Raw genomic sequence first — 20,770 nt, forward strand, 5'->3', positions numbered from 1 at the left:
GGGGGAGGATCCGGGGCCCCGGTCAGGTCCGGACAACCCATGGTAGCGAGGGTTGCGTCACCCCGTTCTCCGTGGTCGCCCGCCGAGCCGCTCCCCCGGGGCCTTTTCCGGCCGCTCCGGGCCCCGGGGCCCTCCGCACACGAAAGCGGCGGGCCCCGGGGTGCTCCCGGGACCCGCCGCTCACGGTGAGGGCCGTCAGACCACGATCAGGGCGTCCAGCGGCGCACCGCCGAGCGCCGGAGCGACCTTGGCCCGGCCCGGCAGGAACGACAGCTCCATGAGGACCGCCACTCCGGCGACCTCGGCCCCGGCCCGGCGGATCAGCTCCAGGGACGCCTCGGCGGTGCCCCCGGTCGCCAGGACGTCGTCGATGACCATGACCTTGTCACCGGCCGCCAGATCCTCCGCGTGGACCTCGATCTCCGCGGACCCGTACTCCAGGTCGTAGGACTGCGCCAGCGTCGCGCCCGGCAGCTTGCCGGCCTTGCGTACGGGGATGAACCCGATGCCCGCCTGGACGGCGACCGGGGCCGCGAGGATGAACCCGCGCGCCTCCAGGCCGACGATCTTCGTGGCGCCGTACCGGGCGGCCAGCTCCACCAGCGCGTCCGTCAGCGCCGCGAAGGCCTTCGGGTCGGCCAGCAGCGGGGTGATGTCCTTGAACGTCACGCCCGGCTTCGGGTAGTCCGGGACGTCCCTGATCCGGGAGAGCAGCAGCTCGCGGACCTCGGGGGAACAGGCGGTGCTCACCGGCGCCGCCTCCCCTGACCGCCCTGGGACACGACCTGGGCGCCGTCCTCGCCGGACTCGCGCTCGTCGTCGGCCGGCTCCCCCTTGGCGGTGGCCGCCGCGCGCTTGGCGAGGACCCGCTTGGTGAGGGCCTTCATCGCCGGCTCGCGCTCCTTCAGGTCCACGACCAGCGGGGTCGCGATGAAGATCGAGGAGTAGGCGCCGGCCGCGAGGCCGACGAACAGCGACAGCGAGATGTCGTTCAGCATGCCCGCGCCCAGGAAGCCGCCGCCGATGAACAGCAGCGCGCCGACCGGGAGCAGCGCCACGACCGTGGTGTTGATCGAGCGGACCAGGGTGCCGTTGATGCTGCGGTTGGCGACCTCGCTGAAGGTGTAGCGGGTCTGCTTGGTGATGTCCTTCGAACCCTCCTTGAGACCGTCGAAGACGACGACGGTGTCGTAGAGGGAGTAACCGAGGATCGTGAGCAGACCGATCACGGTGCCCGGGGTGACCTCGAAGCCGACCAGCGCGTAGACGCCGACCGTGATGGTGAGGTCGTGGATCAGCGCGATCAGCGCCGCGACCGCCATCCGCCACTCGAACGCGATGGCCAGGTAGATCACGACGAGGACCATGAAGATCCCGAGGCCCGTCCAGGCCTTGTTCGCGATCTGCTCGCCCCAGCTGGGGCCGACCAGGTCGGTGTTGATCTGGTTCTCGGCGACCTTGAGGTCGGCGGCCAGCTGCTTCTTCACGGGAGCGGCGGAGTCGGTGTCCAGACCGGAGATCTGGACGCGCATGCCGCCGGTGCCGAGCTGCTGGACGATCGCGTCGTGCCCGGAGGCCTTCGCCGCGTCCTCCGTCACCTTCGCGACGGAGACGGACGTCTTCGGGGTGGTGAAGACGGCCCCGCCCTTGAACTCGATGCCCATGTTGAGGCCCTGTACGGCCAGGGCCACGATCGCCGTGATGGTGATCAGGATGGAAACGCCGTACCAGAGAAAGCGCTTGCCGACGAAGTCGTAGCCGACCTCACCGCGGTACAGCCTGGCGCCGAGATCTCCCAGCTTCGACATCTCTCACGCCTCCTTTGCGTCGACGGGGGCGGGGACGGGACCGCTGCGGCGGGACCGGCGCAGCGGCGGCTTGGCGCCGAGCCGCTTGGGGTCCAGTCCGGACCACGGGTGACCGCTGGAGAAGAACTTCGTGCGGGCGAGCAGCGTCATGACGGGCTTGGTGAAGAGGAACACCACGACCACGTCGAGCAGGGTGGTCAGACCCAGCGTGAACGCGAAGCCCTGGACCTTGCCGACGGTGACGATGAAGAGCACCGCGGCGGCGAGGAAGGACACGAAGTCGGAGACCAGGATCGTGCGGCGGGCCCGCGGCCAGGCGCGCTCGACGGCCGGACGCAGGGTGCGGCCCTCGCGGATCTCGTCCCGGATGCGTTCGAAGTACACGATGAACGAGTCCGCCGTGATGCCGATCGCGACGATCGCGCCGCAGACGGCGGGCAGGTTCAGCGCGAAGCCGATGCCCTTTCCGAGCAGCGCCATGATCGTGTAGGTCAGGACGGCCGACGCCATCAGGCTGACGATGGCGATGAAGGCGAGGCCCCGGTAGTACACCAGCAGGTAGATCACCACGAGGGCGAGGCCGATGGCACCGGCGATCAGGCCGGCCTTCAGCTGCTCGCCGCCGAGCGCGGCGGTGACGGTGGTGACGCTGTCCTCCTGGAAGGACAGCGGCAGGGCGCCGTACGAGAGCATGTTGCCCAGGTCCTGCGCGGACTGCTGGGTGAAGCCGCCGGAGATCTCGGCGTTGCCGCCGGTCAGCGCCTGGCTGACGGAGGGGTCGGAGATGACCTCGCCGTCGAGCACGATCGCGAACTGGTTCTGCGGGGACTGCTTGGTGGCCAGCTCACCGGTGATCTTGGCGAACTTGTCGGCGCCCTTGTCGGTGAACTGCATGGTGACGATCCACTGACCGCGCTGCTGGTCGATGACGCCCTTGGCGTCCTTCACGTCCTGGCCGTTGACCTGGGCCGGACCCAGCACCCACTTGCCCCACTGCGCGCCACGCTTGCCGCAGGCGAGCATCGGGTCCTCGGGCTTGGCGCCCTTGCCGGCGGCGGCGCGCTGGTCCTCCTTGGAGCAGTCCAGCGCGGCGAACTTCGCCTGCAGGTCGGCCACGGCGGGGTCCACCGGCGGCGCGCTCGGGGCGGGCGGCGCCGAGGGGGTGGCCTTGTCGTCTGCCTTCTTCGACTCGCTCGCCGAGGGCGAGGGAGTGGGGGTGCCCGGGGCCTTGAGGGCCTCGCTGAGCACACGGCCCTGGGAAGTGGCGCTGGACGACGGGGTGGCCGGCGCGGAGGGCTTCTGGCTGCCCTCGGCCTTCGGGGCGCCGGAACCGCTCGCGGACGGGGTCGGGGACTTGGCCGGGTTCGGCTCGGGGGCCACCGGGGCGCCGTCGGCGAAGGCCAGCACGGGGCGGAAGTACAGCTGGGCGGTGGTACCGACCTGCTCGCGCGCCTGCTGCTCGTTCGTCCCCTTGGGGATGTTCACGATGATGTGGTCGCGGCCCTGGGTCTGGACCTCGGCCTCGGAGACGCCGAGACCGTTGACGCGGCGCTCGATGATGCCGACCGCCGTGTTCATGTTGGTCTCGTTGACCGCGTCGGGCTTGCCCGGTTCGCTCTTGGCCTTGAGCGTGATGCTCGTACCGCCCGCGAGGTCGATGCCCAGGCGGGGGGTCGTCTGCTTCGTGAGGAACATCCCCGCGGTGAGCGCCACCATCGCGATCAGGATGACGGCCAGGGCGCGCCCCGGCCTCCCCTGAGCCCCCGTGGGCCGCCGGCCCTTCTTCGGTGCTGCCACCTTGTCGTTTCTCCCTGTCCAACCGTCCCGCGCCGGGTCAGCGCGCGGACGGCCACGAAATGTGTGGTGGGGACCCCTGCCCCCCGCAGAAGTGGACTGCGGGGACCGCGACGGCCGCCGGTCAGGCGCCACCGCGGTCCCGGCCGGACGCTACTTGGCGCCGGCCTCGCCGTCGGTCTTGCCGTCCTTCGGCTCGTCGCCCTTGGACTCGTCGCCCTTGGGCTCGTCGCCCTTGCCCAGGTCGAGCTTGGGGGTCTCGTCCGCGTCGACGTCCTTGGTCAGGTCCGTCTTCGGGGCGTCGGTGGCGGTCAGCGAGGAGGCGTCGTCCGGGACGACCGGAGTGTCGAGCGACAGGTCTTCGCTGACGCCGTGGACGATGCGGTTGTACTCCTCGTCGTCGAGGACCGCGCCGATGGAGTTCTTGGCGTAGATCGCGTGGACGCCGGGAGCCACCTCGAGGGTGACGGTGTCCTCACCGATCTCCTTCACCGTGGCGTACATGCCGCCGATGGTGCGGACGCCGGTGCCGGGCGCCATTTCGTTGCGCATCTGCGCGGCCGCCTGCTGCTTCTTCTTGGCGGAGCGGGTCATCAGGAACATCGCCCCGATGAGCACGATGAACGGGAGGAGTGTCACGAGATTCACGGGACGGAGATCCTTCGCACGACCGCACGGGAGACGGTCATTTTCTACGGGGGTGGGCACACCGACCCGAAGGGTCGGCATCGGCGGAGTCTAGGCGAGTCAGCACCGATGGAACAACGCCCAGCATGGCACCGCAGTTCCTGGCCGGTCGAACCTCCGCGCCGTCAGGCCCCGAACAAGCCCTGTTGTCCGCTTGATCCGGCCGCGGCCTGCCGCGGGGGGACGAGCCCCAGGTGGGCCCATGCGGCGGGGGTGGCCACGCGCCCGCGCGGGGTGCGGGCCAGCAGGCCCTCCCGGACGAGGAAGGGCTCGGCCACCTCCTCGACGGTCTCCCGCTCCTCGCCGACGGCCACGGCCAGGGTGGACAGCCCGACGGGGCCGCCGCCGAACAGCTTGAGCAGGGCCTCCAGGACGCCCCGGTCCAGCCGGTCGAGGCCGCGCGCGTCCACCTCGTAGACCTGGAGGGCGGTGGCGGCGACCTCCCGCGTGATCACCCCGTCGGCCCTGACCTGGGCGTAGTCGCGGACACGGCGCAGGAGCCGGTTGGCGATGCGCGGGGTGCCGCGGGAGCGGCCGGCGATCTCGGCGGCTCCGGCGGTGTCGATCTCGACGTCCAGGAGCCGGGCGGAGCGGTGGATGACGCGTTCCAGCTCTTCCGGCGCGTAGAACTCCATGTGCCCGGTGAAGCCGAAGCGGTCGCGCAGGGGCGGCGGCAGCAGCCCGGCGCGGGTGGTGGCGCCCACAAGGGTGAAGGGCGGCAGTTCCAGCGGGATGGCGGTGGCGCCGGGGCCCTTGCCGACGATCACGTCGACGCGGAAGTCCTCCATCGCCATGTACAGCATCTCCTCGGCGGGCCGGGACATGCGGTGGATCTCGTCCAGGAAGAGGACCTCGCCCTCCTGGAGGGAGGAGAGGATCGCGGCGAGGTCCCCGGCGTGCTGGATGGCGGGGCCGGAGGTGATGCGGATGGGAGCGCCCATCTCCGCGGCGATGATCATGGAGAGGGTGGTCTTGCCGAGGCCTGGCGCACCGGAGAGCAGGACGTGGTCGGCGGTGGCTCCGCGCTGCTTCGCCGCCTTGAGGACGAGGTCGAGCTGCTGGCGGACCTTCTCCTGGCCGACGAACTCGCCGAGGTCCTTGGGGCGCAGGGCGGCCTCGACGGCGGTGTCCTCGCCGTCGGCGGCGGGCGCGACGAGCCGGTCCGGCTCGGCGGTGTCGGTCTCGTCGTCCCAGTTCACGGTGTCAGTCTGCCTTCTGTGTACGGATGGGGTCGCTCACGGGCCCCGGCGGGCGGGCGGGCGGTCGCCGCGCCCCGGCCGGGGCGGGTCAGCGGGCGCGGTTGAGGCTCTGCAGGGCCGCGCGCAGCAGCTGCGGGACAGGGGCGGAGCCGCCTTCGGCGAGGGCGGCCTCGGCCTGCGGGGTGACGGCCGCGACGGCCTCCTCCGCGTCGCGGGGCGCGTACCCGAGGCCGATCAGCGCGGCCTGGAGCTGCTCGCTCCACGGCGCGGGGCCGGTGGCGACGGCCCGCTGGGCGCCGACGAGGCCGCTGGTACCGAGCGGGGTGCCGAGCTTGCCCTTGAGCTCCAGGAGGAGCTTCTGGGCGCCCTTCTTGCCGATGCCGGGCACCGCCGTCAGGGCCTTCTCGTCGCCCGTGGAGACCGCGAGCCGCAGTCCGTCGGGGCTGTGCGCGCCGAGCATCGCCTGGGCGAGCCGGGGGCCCACGCCGCTGGCGGTCTGGAGCAGCTCGAAGACCTGGCGCTCGTCGTCGTCGGCGAATCCGTAGAGGGTCAGCGAGTCCTCGCGCACGACCAGGGAGGTGGCGAGTTTCGCGTCCTGGCCGATCTTCAGGTGCGCGAGGGTGTTCGGCGTGCACTGCACGGCCATGCCCACTCCCCCGACCTCGATGACGGCCGTGGAGGGGGCGAGCGCGGCGACCTGTCCGCTGACGAAGGCGATCATCGGGTACGGCCTTTCGAGGCGTGCTGGGCGACCGCCTGCTGGAGGCGGTTCTGGGCGGGGGCCCGCCAGATGTGGCAGATGGCGAGGGCGAGCGCGTCGGCGGCATCGGCCGGCCTGGGCGGCTCGGCCAGCCTCAGGAGCCGGGTGACCATGGCTCCGACCTGGGCCTTGTCGGCGCGGCCGGCGCCGGTGACGGCGGCCTTGACCTCACTGGGGGTGTGCAGGGCGACGGGGATCCCGCGGCGCGCGGCGCACAGCATGGCGACGGCGCTGGCCTGGGCGGTGCCCATGACGGTGCTGACGTTGTGCTGGCTGAAGACCCGCTCCACGGCGACGACCTCGGGCCGGTGGGCGTCGAGCCATTCCTCGATCCCCCGCTCGATGGCGACGAGCCGGTGTCCGAGCTCGGCGTCCGCGGGGGTCCGTACGACGCCCACGCCGATCATGGTCAACGGCCGCCCCGCGACGCCCTCGACCACGCCGACGCCGCACCTCGTCAGCCCCGGGTCCACACCGAGTACGCGCACCTGCCCCCCATCCCTCGACACCTGTCCGTGCAGGCTATCGGGTGGCACCGACAGAGCGACGGGCCGGCAGGGTGTGTCCCTGCCGGCCCGTCGCGACGCACGGCGCTCAGGCGTCGAGCAGCTCCATGACCTCGTCCGAGACGTCGAAGTTGGCGAAGACGTTCTGCACGTCGTCGCTGTCCTCCAGCGCGTCGATCAGCTTGAAGATCTTGCGCGCGCCCTCTTCCTCCAGCTCCACCTGCATGGAGGGGACGAAGCTGGCGTCGGCCGAGTCGTAGTCGATGCCCGCTTCCTGGAGCGCGGTACGGACCGCGACCAGGTCGGTGGCCTCGCTGATGATCTCGAAGGTGTCGCCGTTGTCGTTGACCTCTTCGGCACCCGCGTCGAGCACCGCGCCGAGCACGTCGTCCTCGGACAGCTCGCCCTTGGGCAGGATGATGACGCCCTTGCGGTTGAACAGGTACGAGACCGAGCCCGGGTCGGCCATGGAGCCGCCGTTGCGGGTCATGGCGACGCGCACGTCGGAGGCGGCCCGGTTGCGGTTGTCGGTGAGGCACTCGATGAGCACCGCGACGCCGTTGGGACCGTAGCCCTCGTACATGATCGTCTCGTAGTCGGCGCCGCCGGCCTCCAGGCCGCCGCCGCGCTTGACCGCGGAGTCGATGTTCTTGTTCGGGACCGAGCTCTTCTTGGCCTTCTGGATGGCGTCGAAGAGGGTCGGGTTGCCATCGATGTCGGCGCCGCCCATGCGGGCCGCGACCTCGATGTTCTTGATCAGCTTCGCGAAGAGCTTGCCGCGCTTGGCGTCAACCACGGCCTTCTTGTGCTTCGTCGTAGCCCATTTAGAGTGGCCGGACATCTGCCTGTCTCCTTCGCGTCACCAACAGTGTTCGCCCAGATCCTACCGGGACGCCCTTACAGCCCTGCGCGCACCATGTCGACGAAGTACGCGTGGACGCGATCGTCACCGGTCAGTTCGGGGTGGAACGAGGTGGCGAGCACGTTCCCCTGGCGCACGGCGACGGTGTGGCCGTCGTACGTGGCCAGTACCTGGGCCGCGGCGCCGACCGACTCGACCCACGGGGCGCGGATGAAGACGCCCTCGACGGGGCCGTCGGCGATGCCCGCGAACTCGACCTTCGCCTCGAAGGACTCGTTCTGACGGCCGAAGGCGTTGCGGCGCACGATCATGTCGATGCCGCCCAGCGTCTCCTGGTCCTCGCGGCCGTCGAGCAGCTTGTCGGCGAGCATGATCATGCCGGCGCAGGTGCCGTAGACGGGCATGCCGGCCCGCACGCGCTCGCGCAGCGGCTCCAGCATGCCGAACAGGACGGCGAGCTTCGACATCGTCGTGGACTCGCCGCCGGGGATCACCAGGGCGTCGACCTCGGCGAGCTCCTCGGGGCGCCGGACCGGCCTGGCCACGGCGTCCGCCGCGGCCAGGGCGATCAGGTGCTCCCGTACGTCGCCCTGGAGGGCCAGGACACCGATCACGGGGGTGGTCATGTGGTGACTACCAGCCGCGGTTGGCGTAGCGCTCGGCCTCGGGCAGGGTGTCGCAGTTGATGCCGACCATGGCCTCGCCCAGGTTGCGGGAGGCGTCCGCGATGATCTTCGGGTCGTCGTAGAAGGTGGTGGCCTTCACGATGGCGGCGGCGCGCTTGGCCGGGTCGCCGGACTTGAAGATGCCGGAGCCGACGAAGACGCCCTCGGCACCGAGCTGGCGCATCAGCGCGGCGTCGGCGGGGGTGGCGACACCACCGGCGGAGAACAGCACGACGGGGAGCTTGCCGAGCTCGGCGACCTCCTTGACCAGCTCGTACGGGGCGCGCAGCTCCTTGGCGGCGGCGAAGAGCTCGTTGTTGTCGTAGCCGCGCAGGCGGGCGATCTCGTTCTTGATCTGGCGCAGGTGGCGGACGGCCTCGACGACGTTGCCGGTGCCGGCCTCGCCCTTGGAGCGGATCATGGCCGCGCCCTCGGCGATGCGGCGCAGGGCCTCGCCCAGGTTGGTGGCGCCACAGACGAAGGGGGTGGTGAACGCCCACTTGTCGGAGTGGTTGACCTCGTCGGCCGGGGTCAGGACCTCGGACTCGTCGATGTAGTCGACGCCGAGGGACTGCAGGACCTGGGCCTCGACGAAGTGGCCGATGCGGGACTTGGCCATGACCGGGATGGAGACGGCCTCGATGATCTCTTCGATCATGTTGGGGTCCGACATGCGGGCCACGCCGCCGTCCTTGCGGATGTCGGCGGGGACCCGCTCCAGGGCCATGACGGCCACGGCGCCGGCGTCCTCGGCGATCTTCGCCTGCTCGGCGTTGACCACGTCCATGATCACGCCGCCCTTGAGCTGCTCGGCCATGCCGCGCTTGACGCGGGAGGTGCCGATGGCCGACTCAGCGGACTGGGAAGAGGTGGGAAGCGTGCTCACGGGTTGACCTCACTCGAAGGGAACTCGAACGGAAGACGGGGTTCTACTGGGCTGAGACAACCCCACCGACCAGTCCACTGCAAGGGCCAATGTGGAGCCGGTGGCCCCTCGACTTGTCCCCCGCGGCCCTTGGCGGCCCCCTGCGCGCCTACGCGGGGCGGTCGGCCAGGTCCACCGGAGGCTCATCGTCCATTTCAAAGGCGAGGGGGAAGGGGGCGTGTCCGGCCAGTCGGAACCAGCGCACCTTGCGGTGGCGGCGCAGCGCGCGGGCCGCCCGTACCGCGTCGTTGAGGAAGCGCCGCGCCATCGGCACCCGGCGCACCGCGGCCGCCAGCTCCTCGGCGGCCGCCTCGCCCCCGGGAGCCGCCTTCAGCACCTCGACCTGGTCGGCGTCGGCGAACACCGCGCGCAGGGCCTGGCTGAGCTCGCTCTCGGCGACCTCCCGGTGCTCCTCCTCGGCCTGCCGGGCCGCGTGGGCGGCCTCGTAGAGCACGAGCGAGGAGGCGGGGTCGAGCGCACCGGAGGCGGCCACCTCCACCACCACGGAGGCCCGCCGCACGAGCTGCGCGTCGAGGGCGGCTCGGGCGGCGTCCATCCGCGCGTGCAACCGGTCCAGCCGCCCGGCGGTCCAGCTGAGATAGACCCCGACGACACCGAGCGCCACCGCGATCCAGACAAGATTTTCGATCACGGGCCGCGACACTACCGGCTACGGCGGGCGGTGCGCTCAGCCGTCCCGGGAGAAGCCGAGGCGGGTGCGGAGGGGGACGCGTTCGTCGGTGGCCACCGCGGCGGCGCCGTCGGTGACCGTCTCGTAGACGGCCAGGATGTCCGCGCCGACCGTCGACCAGTCGAAGCGGCGGACGTGCGCCGAGCCGCGGGCGCTCAGTTCCGCGCGCCGCGCCGGGTCGCGCAGCAGGGCCACCGCGGCCGTCGTCAGGGAGGCGGCGTCCTCGTTGGCGAACAGTTCCCCCGCCGCGCCCTGGTCCAGGACCTGGGCGAAGGCGTCGAGGTCCGAGGCCAGGACGGCCGCCCCGGCGGACAGGGCCTCGACCAGGATGATCCCGAAGCTCTCGCCGCCCGTGTTGGGGGCCACGTAGACGTCCACGCTGCGCAGCAGGCGCGCCTTGTCCTCGTCGGAGACCATGCCGAGGAACTCCACCCGGGAGCGCAGCTCCGCGGGGAGCGAGGCCACCGCCTCCTCCTCGTCGCCGCGGCCGGCCACGAGCAGCCGGACGTCCGGGCACTGCTCGACGATGCCCGGGAAGGCGGCCATCAGCACCGGCAGGCCCTTGCGGGGCTCGTCGATGCGGCCGATGAAGCCGAGCGTCTGTCCGGACCACTCGGGGTTCGGCTCGGCCTTCGCGAAGAAGTCGACGTCGACGCCGTTGGGGATGACCACGGCGTCCCCGCCGAGGTGTTCCACCAGCGTGCGCCGGGCGTACTCGCTCACCGCGATCCGGGCGCTGATCTTCTCCAGCGCCGGCTGGAGGATCGGGTACGCGGCGATCATCGCCCGCGAGCGGGGGTTCGAGGTGTGGAACGTGGCCACGATCGGGCCCTGGGCCGCCCAGCAGGACAGCAGTCCCAGGGAGGGCGAGGCCGGCTCGTGGATGTGGATCACATCGAAGACCCCGTCGTGCAGCCAGCGGCGGACGCGGGCGGCCGAGAGGAAGCCGAAGTTCAGCCGGGCGACCGAACCGTTGTACGGCACCGGCACCGCCCGTCCCGCCGAGACCACGTAGGGCGGCAGCGGGGTCTCGTCGTCGGCCGGGGCGAGCACCGACACCTCGTGGCCCAGGCGGATCAGGTGCTCCGCCAGGTCGCGGATGTGGAACTGGACGCCGCCCGGCACGTCCCACGAGTACGGGCACACGATGCCGATCTTCACTACGGGCGCTCCTCCAAGTCGTCCAGCCACAGCCGCTGCAGCATGTGCCAGTCCTGCGGGTGCTCGGCGATCCCCCACGCGAAGGCGTCCGCCACGGCCTGGGTCATCGCGGCGGTCTTCTCGATCCGCGTCCCGGTCCCGGGCACCGCCACCTCGGGGTGGATCCGGCCGTACATCTTCGGCGCGTCCCCGTAGTGCAGGGTCGCCGGGAGCAGCACCGCGCCCGTCTGCTGGGCCAGCAGGGCGGGGCCGGCGGGCATGCGGGCGGCCGCCCCGAAGAAGTCCACCTCGACCCCCGAGGCCGACAGGTCCCGGTCCGCGACGAGGCAGACCAGGCCGCCGGAGCGCAGCCGGCGGGCGAGGGTGCCGAAGGCGGCGCCGCCGTTGTGGGGCAGCACCTCCATGCCGAGGCTCTCGCGGTAGGCGACGAAGCGGTCGTAGAGCGTCTCGGGCTTGAGCCGCTCCGCGACCGTGGTGAAGGGAACGCCGATGTGGCCGATGGCCCAGGCCCCGGCGAGGTCCCAGTTGGCCAGGTGCGGCAGGGCCACGATCACCCCGCGCCCGGTGGCGAGGGCCTCGCGCAGCAGGTGCTCGTCCTGGAACTCGACGTCCGTGCCGAACCGCCCCGGGTCCATCGTGGGCAGCCGGAAGGACTCCATCCAGTAGCGCATGTACGAGCGCATGCCCGCGTGCGACAGCTCCCGCAGCCGCTCGGGCGTGGCGTCGGGCACCACCCGGGCCAGGTTCGACTCCAGCCGCAGCACGCTCTTGCCGCGCCGCTTCCAGACCACGTCGGCGATCTTGCGGCCGAGGGCCACGGCCGCCGGCTCGGGGAGCTTCTTCACGCCCGCCCAGCCGAGCCCGTACAGGCCGTCGACCAGCTTGTCCCGCGCCGTGCCCATCAGCCGGCACCGCCCTCGGCGGCGGCGGCCGCGGCGTCGGCCTCGGCCGCCTCGCGGCGTACGGTGACCACGCGCTGGATCAGGGTGACGAGCGAGCCCACCGCCACGATCCACAGCGCGACGGGCAGCAGTACGCCGATCCACGACGGGACGCCGAAGATCTGCAGCCCGGACAGGCCTGCCGCGACCAGCGAGATCACCAGCCGCTCCGCGCGTTCGATGAGCCCGTTGACGGCGACCGGCAGCCCGATCGACTCGCCGCGGGCCTTGGTGTACGAGACGACCTGGCCGCTGGCGAGGCAGAAGATCGCCACCGCGCACAGCACGTTGTCGTGTCCGTTGCCCGCGTACCAGAGCGCGAGGCCGCCGAAGATCGCCGCGTCCGCCACCCGGTCGAGGGTCGAGTCGAGGAACGCGCCCCACCGGCTGGAGACCCCGGCCTGGCGGGCCATGTTGCCGTCTACCAGGTCGGAGAAGACGAAGAGGGTGATCGTGATCGTGCCCCAGAAGAACTCGCCCCGGGGGAAGAAGACCAGTGCTCCGGCCATCACCCCGGCGGTGCCGATGAGGGTGACGGCGTCCGGGCTCACCCCCCGACGGAGGAGAAACGCGGCGAACGGCGTGAGAACACGCGTGAAGAATGCACGCGCGTACTTGTTCAGCATGGCCTTCCCGGAGGGTCGCTGGGCCGCGCGGCCACCACGGCCACCGGCTGGCCCATCGTAGCCAGCGCCCCGGGCCCGTCACGCCGCGCACCCACCGGTTCGCGCCGCGCAATCCGCGCGCCGCGCCGCCGTCGCGCCCCGGACGGCCACGGGTACGACGTATGGACGCAGTGTGACACCGGTGCAAAGCTCGAAGAACCCCGATCATCCTCCTCAACGCGACACCAGGAGGCACGAGCACCATGGGAGCCACATCACACCAATCCGGAGCCGCCGGCAGGGCACTGACGGCCGACCGCCCCTCTTCCGTACGGAACGTCGTGCTGGTCGGCCACAGCGGCTCCGGCAAGACCACCCTCGTCGAGGCCCTCGCACTGACCGCCGGAGCCGTCAACCGGGCCGGCCGGGTCGAGGACGGGGCCACCGTCTCGGACTACGACGAGATCGAGCACCGCCGCCAGCGCTCCGTCCAGCTCTCCCTGGTCCCCGTCGAATGGGCCGGGATCAAGATCAACATTCTGGACACCCCCGGGTACGCCGACTTCGTCGGCGAGCTCCGGGCCGGTCTGCGCGCGGCCGACGCGGCCCTCTTCGTGGTCTCCGCCGCCGACGGGATCGACGGCGCCACCCGCATGGTCTGGGAGGAGTGCGAGGCCGTCGGCATGCCCCGGGCCATCGTCGTCACCCATGTGGAGGCGGCCCGGGCCGACTATGCCGAGATGACGGCCGTCTGCGGCGAGGCCTTCGGGGCCGAGAACCCGGACGCCGTCGTCCCCCTGTACCTGCCGCTCCACGCGGCCCCCGGCCCCGACGGCCACGCCCCCGTCACCGGCCTCCTCGGCCTGCTGTCCCGCCGGGTGTACGACTACTCCTCGGGCACCCGCGCCGAGCGCGACCCGGACCCCGCCGAGCTGGCCCTGATCGACGGCGCCCGCTCCCGGCTGATCGAGGGGATCATCGCCGAGAGCGAGGACGAGAGCCTCATGGACCGCTACCTCGGCGGTGCGGACATCGACGTCAAGACCCTGGTCGACGACCTGGAGCGGGCGGTCGCCCGGGGCACCTTCCACCCCGTCCTGATGGCCTCGCCCGCCGCCGAGGGAGCCCGCCAGGGCCTGGGCACCGCCGAACTCCTCGAACTGATCACCGGCGGCTTCCCCACCCCCGAGGAGCGGGCGCCGGTCACCGTCACCGCCCCCGACGGCTCCCCCCGCCCCGCCGTCACCTGCGACCCCTCGGGCCCGCTCGTCGCCGAGGTCGTCAAGACCTCCTCCGACCCCTACGTCGGCCGCGTCTCCCTGGTCCGCGTCTTCTCCGGCACCCTGCGCCCCGAGGAGACGGTCCACGTCAGCGGCCACGGACTGGCCGACCGCGGGCACGAGGACCACGACGTCGACGAACGCATCGGCACCCTCACCTCCCCCTTCGGCAAACAGCAGCGCACCCTCGCGGCCTGCATCGCGGGCGACCTCGCCTGCGTGGCCAAGCTCACCCGCGCCGAAACCGGCGACACCCTCTCCGCCAAGGGCTCCCCCCTCCTGATGGAACCCTGGCCGATGCCCGAGCCGCTGCTCCCCCTCGCCATCGAGGCCCACAGCAAGGCCGACGAGGACAAGCTCTCCCAGGGGCTGGCCCGGCTCGTCGCCGAGGACCCGACCATGCGGCTGGAACAGAACCCGCACACCCACCAGCTGGTCCTGTGGTCGCTGGGCGAGGCCCACCAGGACGTCGCCCTGGAGCGGCTGCGGACCCGCTACGGAGTCCAGGTCGACCCGGTCCCGCACCGGGTCAGCCTGCGCGAGACCTTCGGCGCCAAGGCCACCGGGCGCGGCCGGCACGTCAAACAGTCCGGCGGCCACGGCCAGTTCGCCATCTGTGAGATCGAGGTCGAGCCGCTCCCGCCGGGCAGCGGCATCGAGTTCGTCGACAAGGTCGTCGGCGGCGCCGTCCCCCGCCAGTTCATCCCGTCCGTGGAGAAGGGCGTACGGGCCCAGGCGGCCCGGGGCCTGGCCGCCGGCCATCCGCTGGTCGACGTACGGATCACCCTGCGCGACGGCAAGGCGCACTCGGTGGACTCCTCCGACGCCGCCTTCCAGACCGCAGGCGCCCTCGCCCTGCGCGAGGCCGCCGCGGACGCCCCGATCCACCTCCTGGAGCCCGTCGCGGAGCTCGACGTCCTGGTGCCCGACGCCTACGTCGGCCCGGTCATGAGCGACCTCGCGGGCCGCCGGGGCCGCGTGGTCGGCACCGAACAGGCCGGCTCCGGCCGCAGCCGGGTGCGCGCCGAGATCCCCGAGATCGAGATCGGCCGGTACGCGCTCGACCTCCGCTCCGTCTCGCACGGCACGGGCCGGTTCAGCCGCTCCTACGCCCGCCACGAACCGATGCCCGCCCACCTCGCCGACAAGATGCGCGAACAGGCAGAGAAGGGAAGCCCATTGACATAACGCCGCGACTGCCGCCCACCCAACCTTCTTGCGGTGGGCGGCATTTCCCTGTCCCATGACCATGGGGCGGCGTCCGCCGATAGGCTTTTCGGCGCGGCGGACGGCACGAGTGGGCAGAACACCTACACACGACGGCACGACGGCACGACGGCACGACGGCACGACGGCACGACGGCACGCAAAGAGCACAGTGGCACGGCGATGGGGGCAACGGTGGCGGACGACGGTTTCGACTTCAGGCCCGGGGCACAGATCCCCCTCCAAGGGGGCGGCGGACAGACCGCCGCGACCAACGCGCTCGCCTCCGCCGCGTACCGCGACGGCGGCAAGGACGCCGCGCTGTCCTCGATCCTCGGGGCCAACAGCGAGAACCACCCGGCCTCGGTCAAGGCCCCCAGGATCTCCCTCTTCGAGCCCAGCCTCGGCGAGGCCTTCTGCCGGGCCGTCGAGGCCCGCACCCTCTCCCCCGGCCGCAAGCCGCTCATCCAGTCCTTCGGCGCCGACCCGCAGACCGTCGTCGAGCACTGCCTGGCCGCCACCCACATCCGCAAGGACCGCGACCGCAGGCTCCGCCTGATCACGCTGGTCTGCGGGGTCGTGTTCCTGCCCGGCCTGCTGCTGTGGCTGGGCCTCTTCCAGCTGCGCAAGTCCCTGGCCAAGGGCGGCGGCAGGAAGAGCAGCTGGATCGGCACGGCCCTGCTCGTCGGCGTCGCCCTCGGCGCGGCCGTACTGCTCTACCGGGTGGTCTACCGGGCCCCCGGCAGCGGGATCCTGGAGCTGTACCTCTTCGGCTCGCTGATCGCCCCCGTCCTGGGCTGGTACCTGGCCCGCCGGATCTGCGAGCGCACCGCGGCCGACCTGCGCTCCCGCTGGGACGGCCTGCTCGGCGGCGGCGGGGTCGCCGTCAAGATCCCGGACGCGGTCCCCGGCAACCCCGACGAGAAGGCCCGCGAGGACCTGCGCCGCCAGCTGGCGAAGCTGACCGCCGAGAACCGCAGCAACTCCGTCTTCTACGCCGGCCCGAAGGGCATCCTCGGCATGGGCACCCGCTGGGGCAGCTGGCAGATGGCCGAGGAGCTGACCCCCAAGAACGACGGCGCGGAGATCCACCCCTTCCGCAGCTGGGACGTCATACGCGCGATCGACACCCAGCTGCGCAAGCTGGAGCGCGGCCCGCTGCACACCGGCGGCTTCCCGCCCGCCTCGATCCAGCACTGGATCGTCACCCCCGTCGGCGAGGGCGCCGGGGAAGTGGCCCGGCCCGGCGGCGAGGACGTCGACACCTTCCTGGTCAAGCCGCACGAGATCACCCGCATCTGCAACGAACAGCAGTTCAGCGCCGGAGACCGGCACTACCTCGGCATCCAGTACCCGCTCTGGGACGGCCAGCTCGTCATCACCATGCTGGTCACCGTCACCGTGCTCTACAAGACCCTGCGCGTCGACGTCACCGCCCACGCCCTCGGCCCGGTGCACGGGCTGTTCACCACCAAGTCCAAGACCCCGGTGGTGGAGGTCCCCAAATCCATCCGCTTCTGGGAGACGGTGGAGCGCCCGCTGCCGCTCGTCGACGCGAGCGAAGTGGTACGTCTGGCCGTGCGCGCCCCGCTGACCTGGTACCCGCCGCTGCTGGAGTACTTCGGCGGCAAGCTGGTCCTGCCCGAGCCCTTCGGCCTGCGGCACGTCTGGGCGGGCTCCATGTGGCGCCACCGCTTCATGGCGGACGACGCCCTGCGCACGGTGGCTCCCGTGCTGCGCTCCGTGCACACCGCGGCGTTCAAGGTGCTGGAGGAGAACGGCGTGGACACCGAGCGCTTCACCACCCGCTCCTCGATCATGAGCGGCATGATCCAGGAGCCGGCCCCGCGCAAGGCGGACGTCTACGACGCGTAGGGACGCGTGGGTAGGCGTGGGTAGGCTGGAGGCGAGGGCCGTGCGCCGCGAGTCGAGGAGGCACCGACCGTGACCGAACGCAAGCCGCCGGGGGTCAGCTTCGAGACGTTCGTCGACCGGCAGATCCGGGAGGCCGCCGACCGCGGCGACTTCGACGCTCTGCCCGGCTGGGGCAAGCCGCTGGCCTCGATCGACGCGCCCTACGACGAGCTCTGGTGGGTCAAGCAGAAGCTGCACCGCGAGGGCTTCTCCCCGCTGCCGCCCTCCCTCGCCCTGCGCAAGGAGGCCGAGGACGCCCTGGAGGCGGCCCGGGGGGCCCGTACCGAACGACAGGTACGGGCCGTCCTCACCGAGGTCAACGAGAAGATCCGCGCCGCCCTGCGCATGCCCCCGCAGGGCCCGCCCCTGCACCTCACGGAGTTCGACGTCGAGGCCGTCGTCGCCGAATGGCGCGCGGCCCTCGCGCAGCGGATCGCGCGGGAGCGGGCCTAGCGAGGCCAGCGGGACTAGCGGGTCCGGCGAGACCAGAGAGACCAGAGAGACCAGCGGCCCTTGCGGACCTAGTCCACGGGCCAGGCGTCGGCGAGCATCTGGCGGGTGTCCGCGAGGAGTTGCGGCAGCACCTTGGTGTGGCCGACGACCGGCATGAAGTTCGTGTCCCCGCCCCAGCGGGGCACGATGTGCTGGTGCAGGTGCGCGGCGATGCCGGCGCCGGCGGCCGCGCCCTGGTTCATGCCGATGTTGAACCCGTGCGCCCCGGACGCCTTGCGCAGCGCGGTCATGGCCCGCTTCGTGAGGTCCGCGAGCTCGGCCGTCTCCGGGCCGTCGAGCTCCGTGTAGTCGGCGACGTGCCGGTACGGGACGACCATCAGATGGCCGCCGTTGTACGGGTAGAGGTTGAGCACGGCGTACACGTGCTCGCCGCGCGCCACGATCAGGCCGTCCTGGTCGGACAGCTCCGGAATCCCGCAGAAGGGACAGCCGTCCCCGGCCTCCGGACCGGTCGGCTTGTTCTCCCCCTGGATGTAGGCCATCCGGTGGGGCGTCCACAGACGCTGGAACGCGTCCTGCGTGCCCACACCGATCTGCTGCTCCGGCTCAATCGTCATAGGACGCAGCATATGACCTCGTTCGTGCGAACGAGGAAGGCCCCCGGAAAGTGATCACCTTCCGGGGGCCCGTCCTGTGACCGGGGGCCGTGGATCAGACCTGGACGCGGTCGGCGACGACCTTCGCAAGCTTGGCCAGGGCCTCGTCCTTGGCGATGCCGTTCTCCTGCGAACCGTCGCGGTAGCGGAAGGAGACGGTGCCCGCGGCCATGTCCTCGTCACCGACGATGACCATGAACGGAACCTTGAGCTTCTGGTGGTTGCGGATCTTCTTCTGCATGCGGTCGGAGGAGGCGTCCACCTCGACCCGCAGGCCCTGCTTCTTCGCCTCGGCGGCGAACTCCCGGAGGTACTCGACGTGCCCGTCGCCGATCGGGATGCCGACGGCCTGGACCGGGGCGAGCCACGGCGGCATGGCGCCCGCGTAGTGCTCCAGCAGCACCGCGAAGAACCGCTCGATCGAGCCGAACAGCGCCCGGTGGATCATGACCGGCCGCTGGCGCGAGCCGTCGGGAGCGGTGTACTCCAGGTTGAACCGCTCCGGCAGGTTGAAGTCGAGCTGCACGGTCGACATCTGCCAGGTGCGGCCGATGGCGTCGCGCGCCTGCACCGAGATCTTCGGGCCGTAGAACGCGGCGCCGCCCGGGTCGGGGGTCAGCGGGAGGCCCTGCTTCTCGGCGACCTGCTGGAGGACGGCGGTGGCCTCCTCCCACACCTCGTCCGAGCCGACGAACTTCTCCGGGTCCTTGGTCGACAGCTCCAGGTAGAAGTCGGTCAGACCGTAGTCGCGGAGCAGGTTCAGCACGAAGGTGAGGGTGCGGTCGAGCTCCTCCGCCATCTGCTCACGGGTGCAGTAGATGTGCGCGTCGTCCTGGGTGAAGCCCCGCGCGCGGGTCAGGCCGTGCACCACGCCCGACTTCTCGTACCGGTACACCGTGCCGAACTCGAAGAGGCGCAGCGGGAGTTCGCGGTAGGAACGGCCGCGCGCGTCGAAGATCAGGTTGTGCATCGGGCAGTTCATGGGCTTGAGGTAGTAGTCGGTACCACCGTCGAGCTGCATGGGGGGGTACATGCCCTCCGCGTACCAGTCCAGGTGACCGCTCTTCTCGAAGAGGGCGCCCTTGGTGGCGTGCGGGGAGTAGACGAACTCGTAGCCCTCCTCCTCGTGCCGGCGGCGCGAGTAGTCCTCCATGGTCCGGCGGATGATGCCGCCGCGCGGGTGGAAGACGGCGAGGCCGGAGCCGATCTCGTCCGGGATGGAGAAGAGGTCCAGCTCGTTGCCGAGCTTGCGGTGGTCGCGCTTCTCGGCCTCGGCGAGGAAGTCGAGGTGGGCCTTCAGCTCGTCCTTGGACGGCCACGCGGTGCCGTAGATGCGCTGGAGCATCGGGTTCTTCTCGCTGCCCCGCCAGTAGGCGGCCGCGTTGCGCATGAGCTTGAAGGCCGGGATGTTGCGGGTGGTGGGCAGGTGGGGACCGCGGCAGAGGTCCTTCCAGCACAGCTCGCCGGTCTTCGCGTCCAGGTTGTCGTAGATGGTCAGCTCGCCGCCGCCCACCTCGACGTTCGCGCCGTCGTCGGTGGACGCGGAGCCCTTGATGCCGATGAGCTCCAGCTTGTAGGGCTCGTCGGCGAGCTCCTCGCGGGCCGCCTCGTCGGAGACCACGCGGCGGGAGAACCTCTGACCGCGCTTCTGGATCTCCTGCATCTTCTTCTCGATGACCTTGAGGTCCTCGGGGGTGAAGGGCTTCTCCACGTCGAAGTCGTAGTAGAAGCCGTTCTGGACCGGCGGGCCGATGCCCAGCTTGGCCTCGGGGAACAGCTCCTGCACGGCCTGCGCCATGACGTGCGCGGTCGAGTGGCGCAGGATGTCGAGGCCGTCCTGGGAGGAGATCTCCACCGGCTCGACGGTCTCGCCGTCCTTCACCTCGTACGCGAGGTCCTTCAGCTCACCCGCGATGCGCGCGGCGACGATGGTGCGCTCGCCGGCGAAGAGCTCCGCCGCCGTAGTGCCCGTGGCCACCACGCGCTCGTCCCGCTCGGAATCGCGTTGGATGATCACACGGACGTCTGACACCGGTCTCTCCTGACTCAGGGGGTGCGCGAGCGAACACTGCGCGCCTGAATCGTACCGAGCCGAGCGGCCGCGCCGCTAAACGGTTACGGCCGCCCGGCCCGCGCTGGCTACCGTGGGCCCTCCGCCCCGCCCCGCGAAGGGAACCCGCACCGTGCCGAGCCCGCTCGTCCGCCCGCTCGACCTGACCGACGACCGCACCGCCGGGGCCGTGCACCGGATCGGCCGCGCCGCCTACGCGGTGGAGGCCGGGCTGATCGGCTTCGACGGCATCCCCGCGCTCGGCGAGAGCCTGGCGCAGCTGCGGGCGCGGCCGCTGCGCTGGCTGGGGGCCGTGAGCGCGGAGGGTGCCGTCGCCGGGTTCCTGGCCTGGGAGGAGGCCGCGCCCGGGGAGCCGGTCCGGCTGGACCGGCTGTGCGTGGATCCGGGCTGGTTCCGGCGCGGGGTCGCCTCCCTGCTGCTGCGCCACGCGCTGACGGAGCTCTTCGCGGGACGCGTCGTCGAGGTCACCACCGGCGCGGCCAACGCCCCGGCGGTGGCCCTGTACGCCCGCCACGGCTTCATGCGCGGCGCCGACTTCTCCCCCGCCCCCGGCCTGACCATGGCTTCCTTCACCCGTCACGGGTGA

At 71.6% G+C, this 20,770-nt stretch carries 20 protein-coding genes; 4 read left to right on the forward strand and 16 right to left on the reverse strand.

The features are described 5' to 3' along the window. Positions 1 to 195 precede the first annotated feature (195 nt). From ACFYYT_RS22095 to pgsA, 14 genes are all read right to left on the reverse strand, one after another. Positions 196 to 750 (reverse strand): adenine phosphoribosyltransferase, encoded by a 555-nt coding sequence (locus ACFYYT_RS22095; protein WP_351821084.1) that lies wholly within the window; start codon positions 748 to 750, stop codon positions 196 to 198. After that, the gene (secF, locus tag ACFYYT_RS22100) at positions 747 to 1,808 is read right to left on the reverse strand and encodes a protein translocase subunit SecF (RefSeq protein ID WP_351821086.1); all 1,062 of its coding nucleotides are present in this window, start codon (positions 1,806 to 1,808) and stop codon (positions 747 to 749) included. The genes ACFYYT_RS22095 and secF overlap by 4 nt, the downstream gene beginning before the upstream one ends. A 3-nt stretch (positions 1,809 to 1,811) precedes the next feature. Beyond that, entirely contained in the window at positions 1,812 to 3,605 is a 1,794-nt protein-coding gene (gene secD / locus ACFYYT_RS22105; RefSeq protein WP_351821089.1) for a protein translocase subunit SecD, read from the reverse strand. A gap of 150 nt (positions 3,606 to 3,755) precedes the next feature. After that, positions 3,756 to 4,250 carry a preprotein translocase subunit YajC gene (gene yajC, locus ACFYYT_RS22110; protein WP_351821091.1) on the reverse strand — a complete coding sequence of 165 codons (495 nt, stop codon included), beginning with the start codon at positions 4,248 to 4,250 and terminating at the stop codon, positions 3,756 to 3,758. 164 nt (positions 4,251 to 4,414) lie between these two features. Continuing rightward, complete coding sequence (gene ruvB / locus ACFYYT_RS22115) at positions 4,415 to 5,488, reverse strand: Holliday junction branch migration DNA helicase RuvB (RefSeq protein ID WP_351821094.1); 1,074 nt, start codon at positions 5,486 to 5,488, stop codon at positions 4,415 to 4,417. Between the two features lie 88 nt (positions 5,489 to 5,576). Beyond that, on the reverse strand, positions 5,577 to 6,209 hold the full coding sequence (gene ruvA / locus ACFYYT_RS22120; protein ID WP_351821097.1) for a Holliday junction branch migration protein RuvA: 633 nt from the start codon (positions 6,207 to 6,209) through the stop codon (positions 5,577 to 5,579). Further along, positions 6,206 to 6,736: a crossover junction endodeoxyribonuclease RuvC gene (gene ruvC / locus ACFYYT_RS22125; protein ID WP_351821100.1), complete on the reverse strand. Its 531-nt coding sequence runs from the start codon at positions 6,734 to 6,736 to the stop codon at positions 6,206 to 6,208. The genes ruvA and ruvC overlap by 4 nt, the downstream gene beginning before the upstream one ends. 106 nt (positions 6,737 to 6,842) lie before the next feature. Further along, positions 6,843 to 7,595, reverse strand: coding sequence for a YebC/PmpR family DNA-binding transcriptional regulator (locus ACFYYT_RS22130; protein WP_351821102.1), 753 nt, complete (start codon positions 7,593 to 7,595; stop codon positions 6,843 to 6,845). A 56-nt stretch (positions 7,596 to 7,651) separates the two neighbouring features. Further along, positions 7,652 to 8,242: a pyridoxal 5'-phosphate synthase glutaminase subunit PdxT gene (pdxT, locus tag ACFYYT_RS22135; protein ID WP_351821104.1), complete on the reverse strand. Its 591-nt coding sequence runs from the start codon at positions 8,240 to 8,242 to the stop codon at positions 7,652 to 7,654. A gap of 7 nt (positions 8,243 to 8,249) precedes the next feature. Beyond that, positions 8,250 to 9,167, reverse strand: coding sequence for a pyridoxal 5'-phosphate synthase lyase subunit PdxS (pdxS, locus tag ACFYYT_RS22140; protein ID WP_266837977.1), 918 nt, complete (start codon positions 9,165 to 9,167; stop codon positions 8,250 to 8,252). Between the two features lie 148 nt (positions 9,168 to 9,315). Continuing rightward, entirely contained in the window at positions 9,316 to 9,858 is a 543-nt protein-coding gene (locus tag ACFYYT_RS22145; RefSeq protein ID WP_351821106.1) for a hypothetical protein, read from the reverse strand. Positions 9,859 to 9,894: 36 nt separating this feature from the next. Then, the gene (locus tag ACFYYT_RS22150; RefSeq protein WP_351821108.1) at positions 9,895 to 11,058 is read right to left on the reverse strand and encodes a glycosyltransferase family 4 protein; all 1,164 of its coding nucleotides are present in this window, start codon (positions 11,056 to 11,058) and stop codon (positions 9,895 to 9,897) included. Then, positions 11,058 to 11,960, reverse strand: coding sequence for a phosphatidylinositol mannoside acyltransferase (locus tag ACFYYT_RS22155; protein ID WP_351821110.1), 903 nt, complete (start codon positions 11,958 to 11,960; stop codon positions 11,058 to 11,060). Before ACFYYT_RS22155 ends, ACFYYT_RS22150 begins: the two co-directional genes overlap by 1 nt. Then, positions 11,960 to 12,625, reverse strand: coding sequence for a phosphatidylinositol phosphate synthase (pgsA, locus tag ACFYYT_RS22160; protein ID WP_351821112.1), 666 nt, complete (start codon positions 12,623 to 12,625; stop codon positions 11,960 to 11,962). The genes ACFYYT_RS22155 and pgsA overlap by 1 nt, the downstream gene beginning before the upstream one ends. A 242-nt stretch (positions 12,626 to 12,867) precedes the next feature. Between pgsA and ACFYYT_RS22165 the strand changes: the two genes are divergently transcribed. The 3 genes from ACFYYT_RS22165 (at position 12,868) to ACFYYT_RS22175 (ending at position 17,457) form a co-directional block, all read left to right on the forward strand. Further along, on the forward strand, positions 12,868 to 15,072 hold the full coding sequence (locus ACFYYT_RS22165; RefSeq protein ID WP_351821114.1) for an elongation factor G-like protein EF-G2: 2,205 nt from the start codon (positions 12,868 to 12,870) through the stop codon (positions 15,070 to 15,072). Between the two features lie 213 nt (positions 15,073 to 15,285). Further along, positions 15,286 to 16,965 (forward strand): hypothetical protein, encoded by a 1,680-nt coding sequence (locus tag ACFYYT_RS22170; RefSeq protein WP_351821116.1) that lies wholly within the window; start codon positions 15,286 to 15,288, stop codon positions 16,963 to 16,965. Between the two features lie 69 nt (positions 16,966 to 17,034). Continuing rightward, positions 17,035 to 17,457 (forward strand): DUF1992 domain-containing protein, encoded by a 423-nt coding sequence (locus ACFYYT_RS22175; protein WP_351821119.1) that lies wholly within the window; start codon positions 17,035 to 17,037, stop codon positions 17,455 to 17,457. Between the two features lie 68 nt (positions 17,458 to 17,525). Here ACFYYT_RS22175 and ACFYYT_RS22180 read toward each other — a convergent pair whose 3' ends face one another. Then, positions 17,526 to 18,086, reverse strand: a complete 561-nt coding sequence (locus ACFYYT_RS22180) for an HIT domain-containing protein (protein WP_351821122.1) — start codon at positions 18,084 to 18,086, stop codon at positions 17,526 to 17,528. A gap of 82 nt (positions 18,087 to 18,168) precedes the next feature. Further along, a complete protein-coding gene (gene thrS, locus ACFYYT_RS22185) occupies positions 18,169 to 20,145 on the reverse strand; it encodes a threonine--tRNA ligase (protein ID WP_351821124.1) in 1,977 nt (658 codons plus the stop codon). 151 nt (positions 20,146 to 20,296) lie between these two features. Here thrS and ACFYYT_RS22190 point away from each other — a divergent pair, with 151 nt between their 5' ends. After that, complete coding sequence (locus tag ACFYYT_RS22190) at positions 20,297 to 20,770, forward strand: GNAT family N-acetyltransferase (protein ID WP_351821126.1); 474 nt, start codon at positions 20,297 to 20,299, stop codon at positions 20,768 to 20,770.

The sequence above is a fragment of the Streptomyces sp. NPDC002032 genome (assembly GCF_042890765.1).
Taxonomy (GTDB): domain Bacteria; phylum Actinomycetota; class Actinomycetes; order Streptomycetales; family Streptomycetaceae; genus Streptomyces.

Bases quoted from the DNA above. Each gene is read 5' to 3' on its own strand.
- ACFYYT_RS22155 (WP_351821110.1), bottom strand. From the start codon at position 11,960: ATGGGCACGGCGCGGGACAAGCTGGTCGACGGCCTGTACGGGCTCGGC.
- secF (WP_351821086.1), bottom strand. From the start codon at position 1,808: ATGTCGAAGCTGGGAGATCTCGGCGCCAGGCTGTACCGCGGTGAGGTC.
- pdxT (WP_351821104.1), bottom strand. From the start codon at position 8,242: ATGACCACCCCCGTGATCGGTGTCCTGGCCCTCCAGGGCGACGTACGG.
- ruvA (WP_351821097.1), bottom strand. From the start codon at position 6,209: ATGATCGCCTTCGTCAGCGGACAGGTCGCCGCGCTCGCCCCCTCCACG.
- ACFYYT_RS22165 (WP_351821114.1), top strand. From the start codon at position 12,868: ATGGGAGCCACATCACACCAATCCGGAGCCGCCGGCAGGGCACTGACG.
- ACFYYT_RS22130 (WP_351821102.1), bottom strand. From the start codon at position 7,595: ATGTCCGGCCACTCTAAATGGGCTACGACGAAGCACAAGAAGGCCGTG.
- pgsA (WP_351821112.1), bottom strand. From the start codon at position 12,625: ATGCTGAACAAGTACGCGCGTGCATTCTTCACGCGTGTTCTCACGCCG.
- ACFYYT_RS22180 (WP_351821122.1), bottom strand. From the start codon at position 18,086: ATGCTGCGTCCTATGACGATTGAGCCGGAGCAGCAGATCGGTGTGGGC.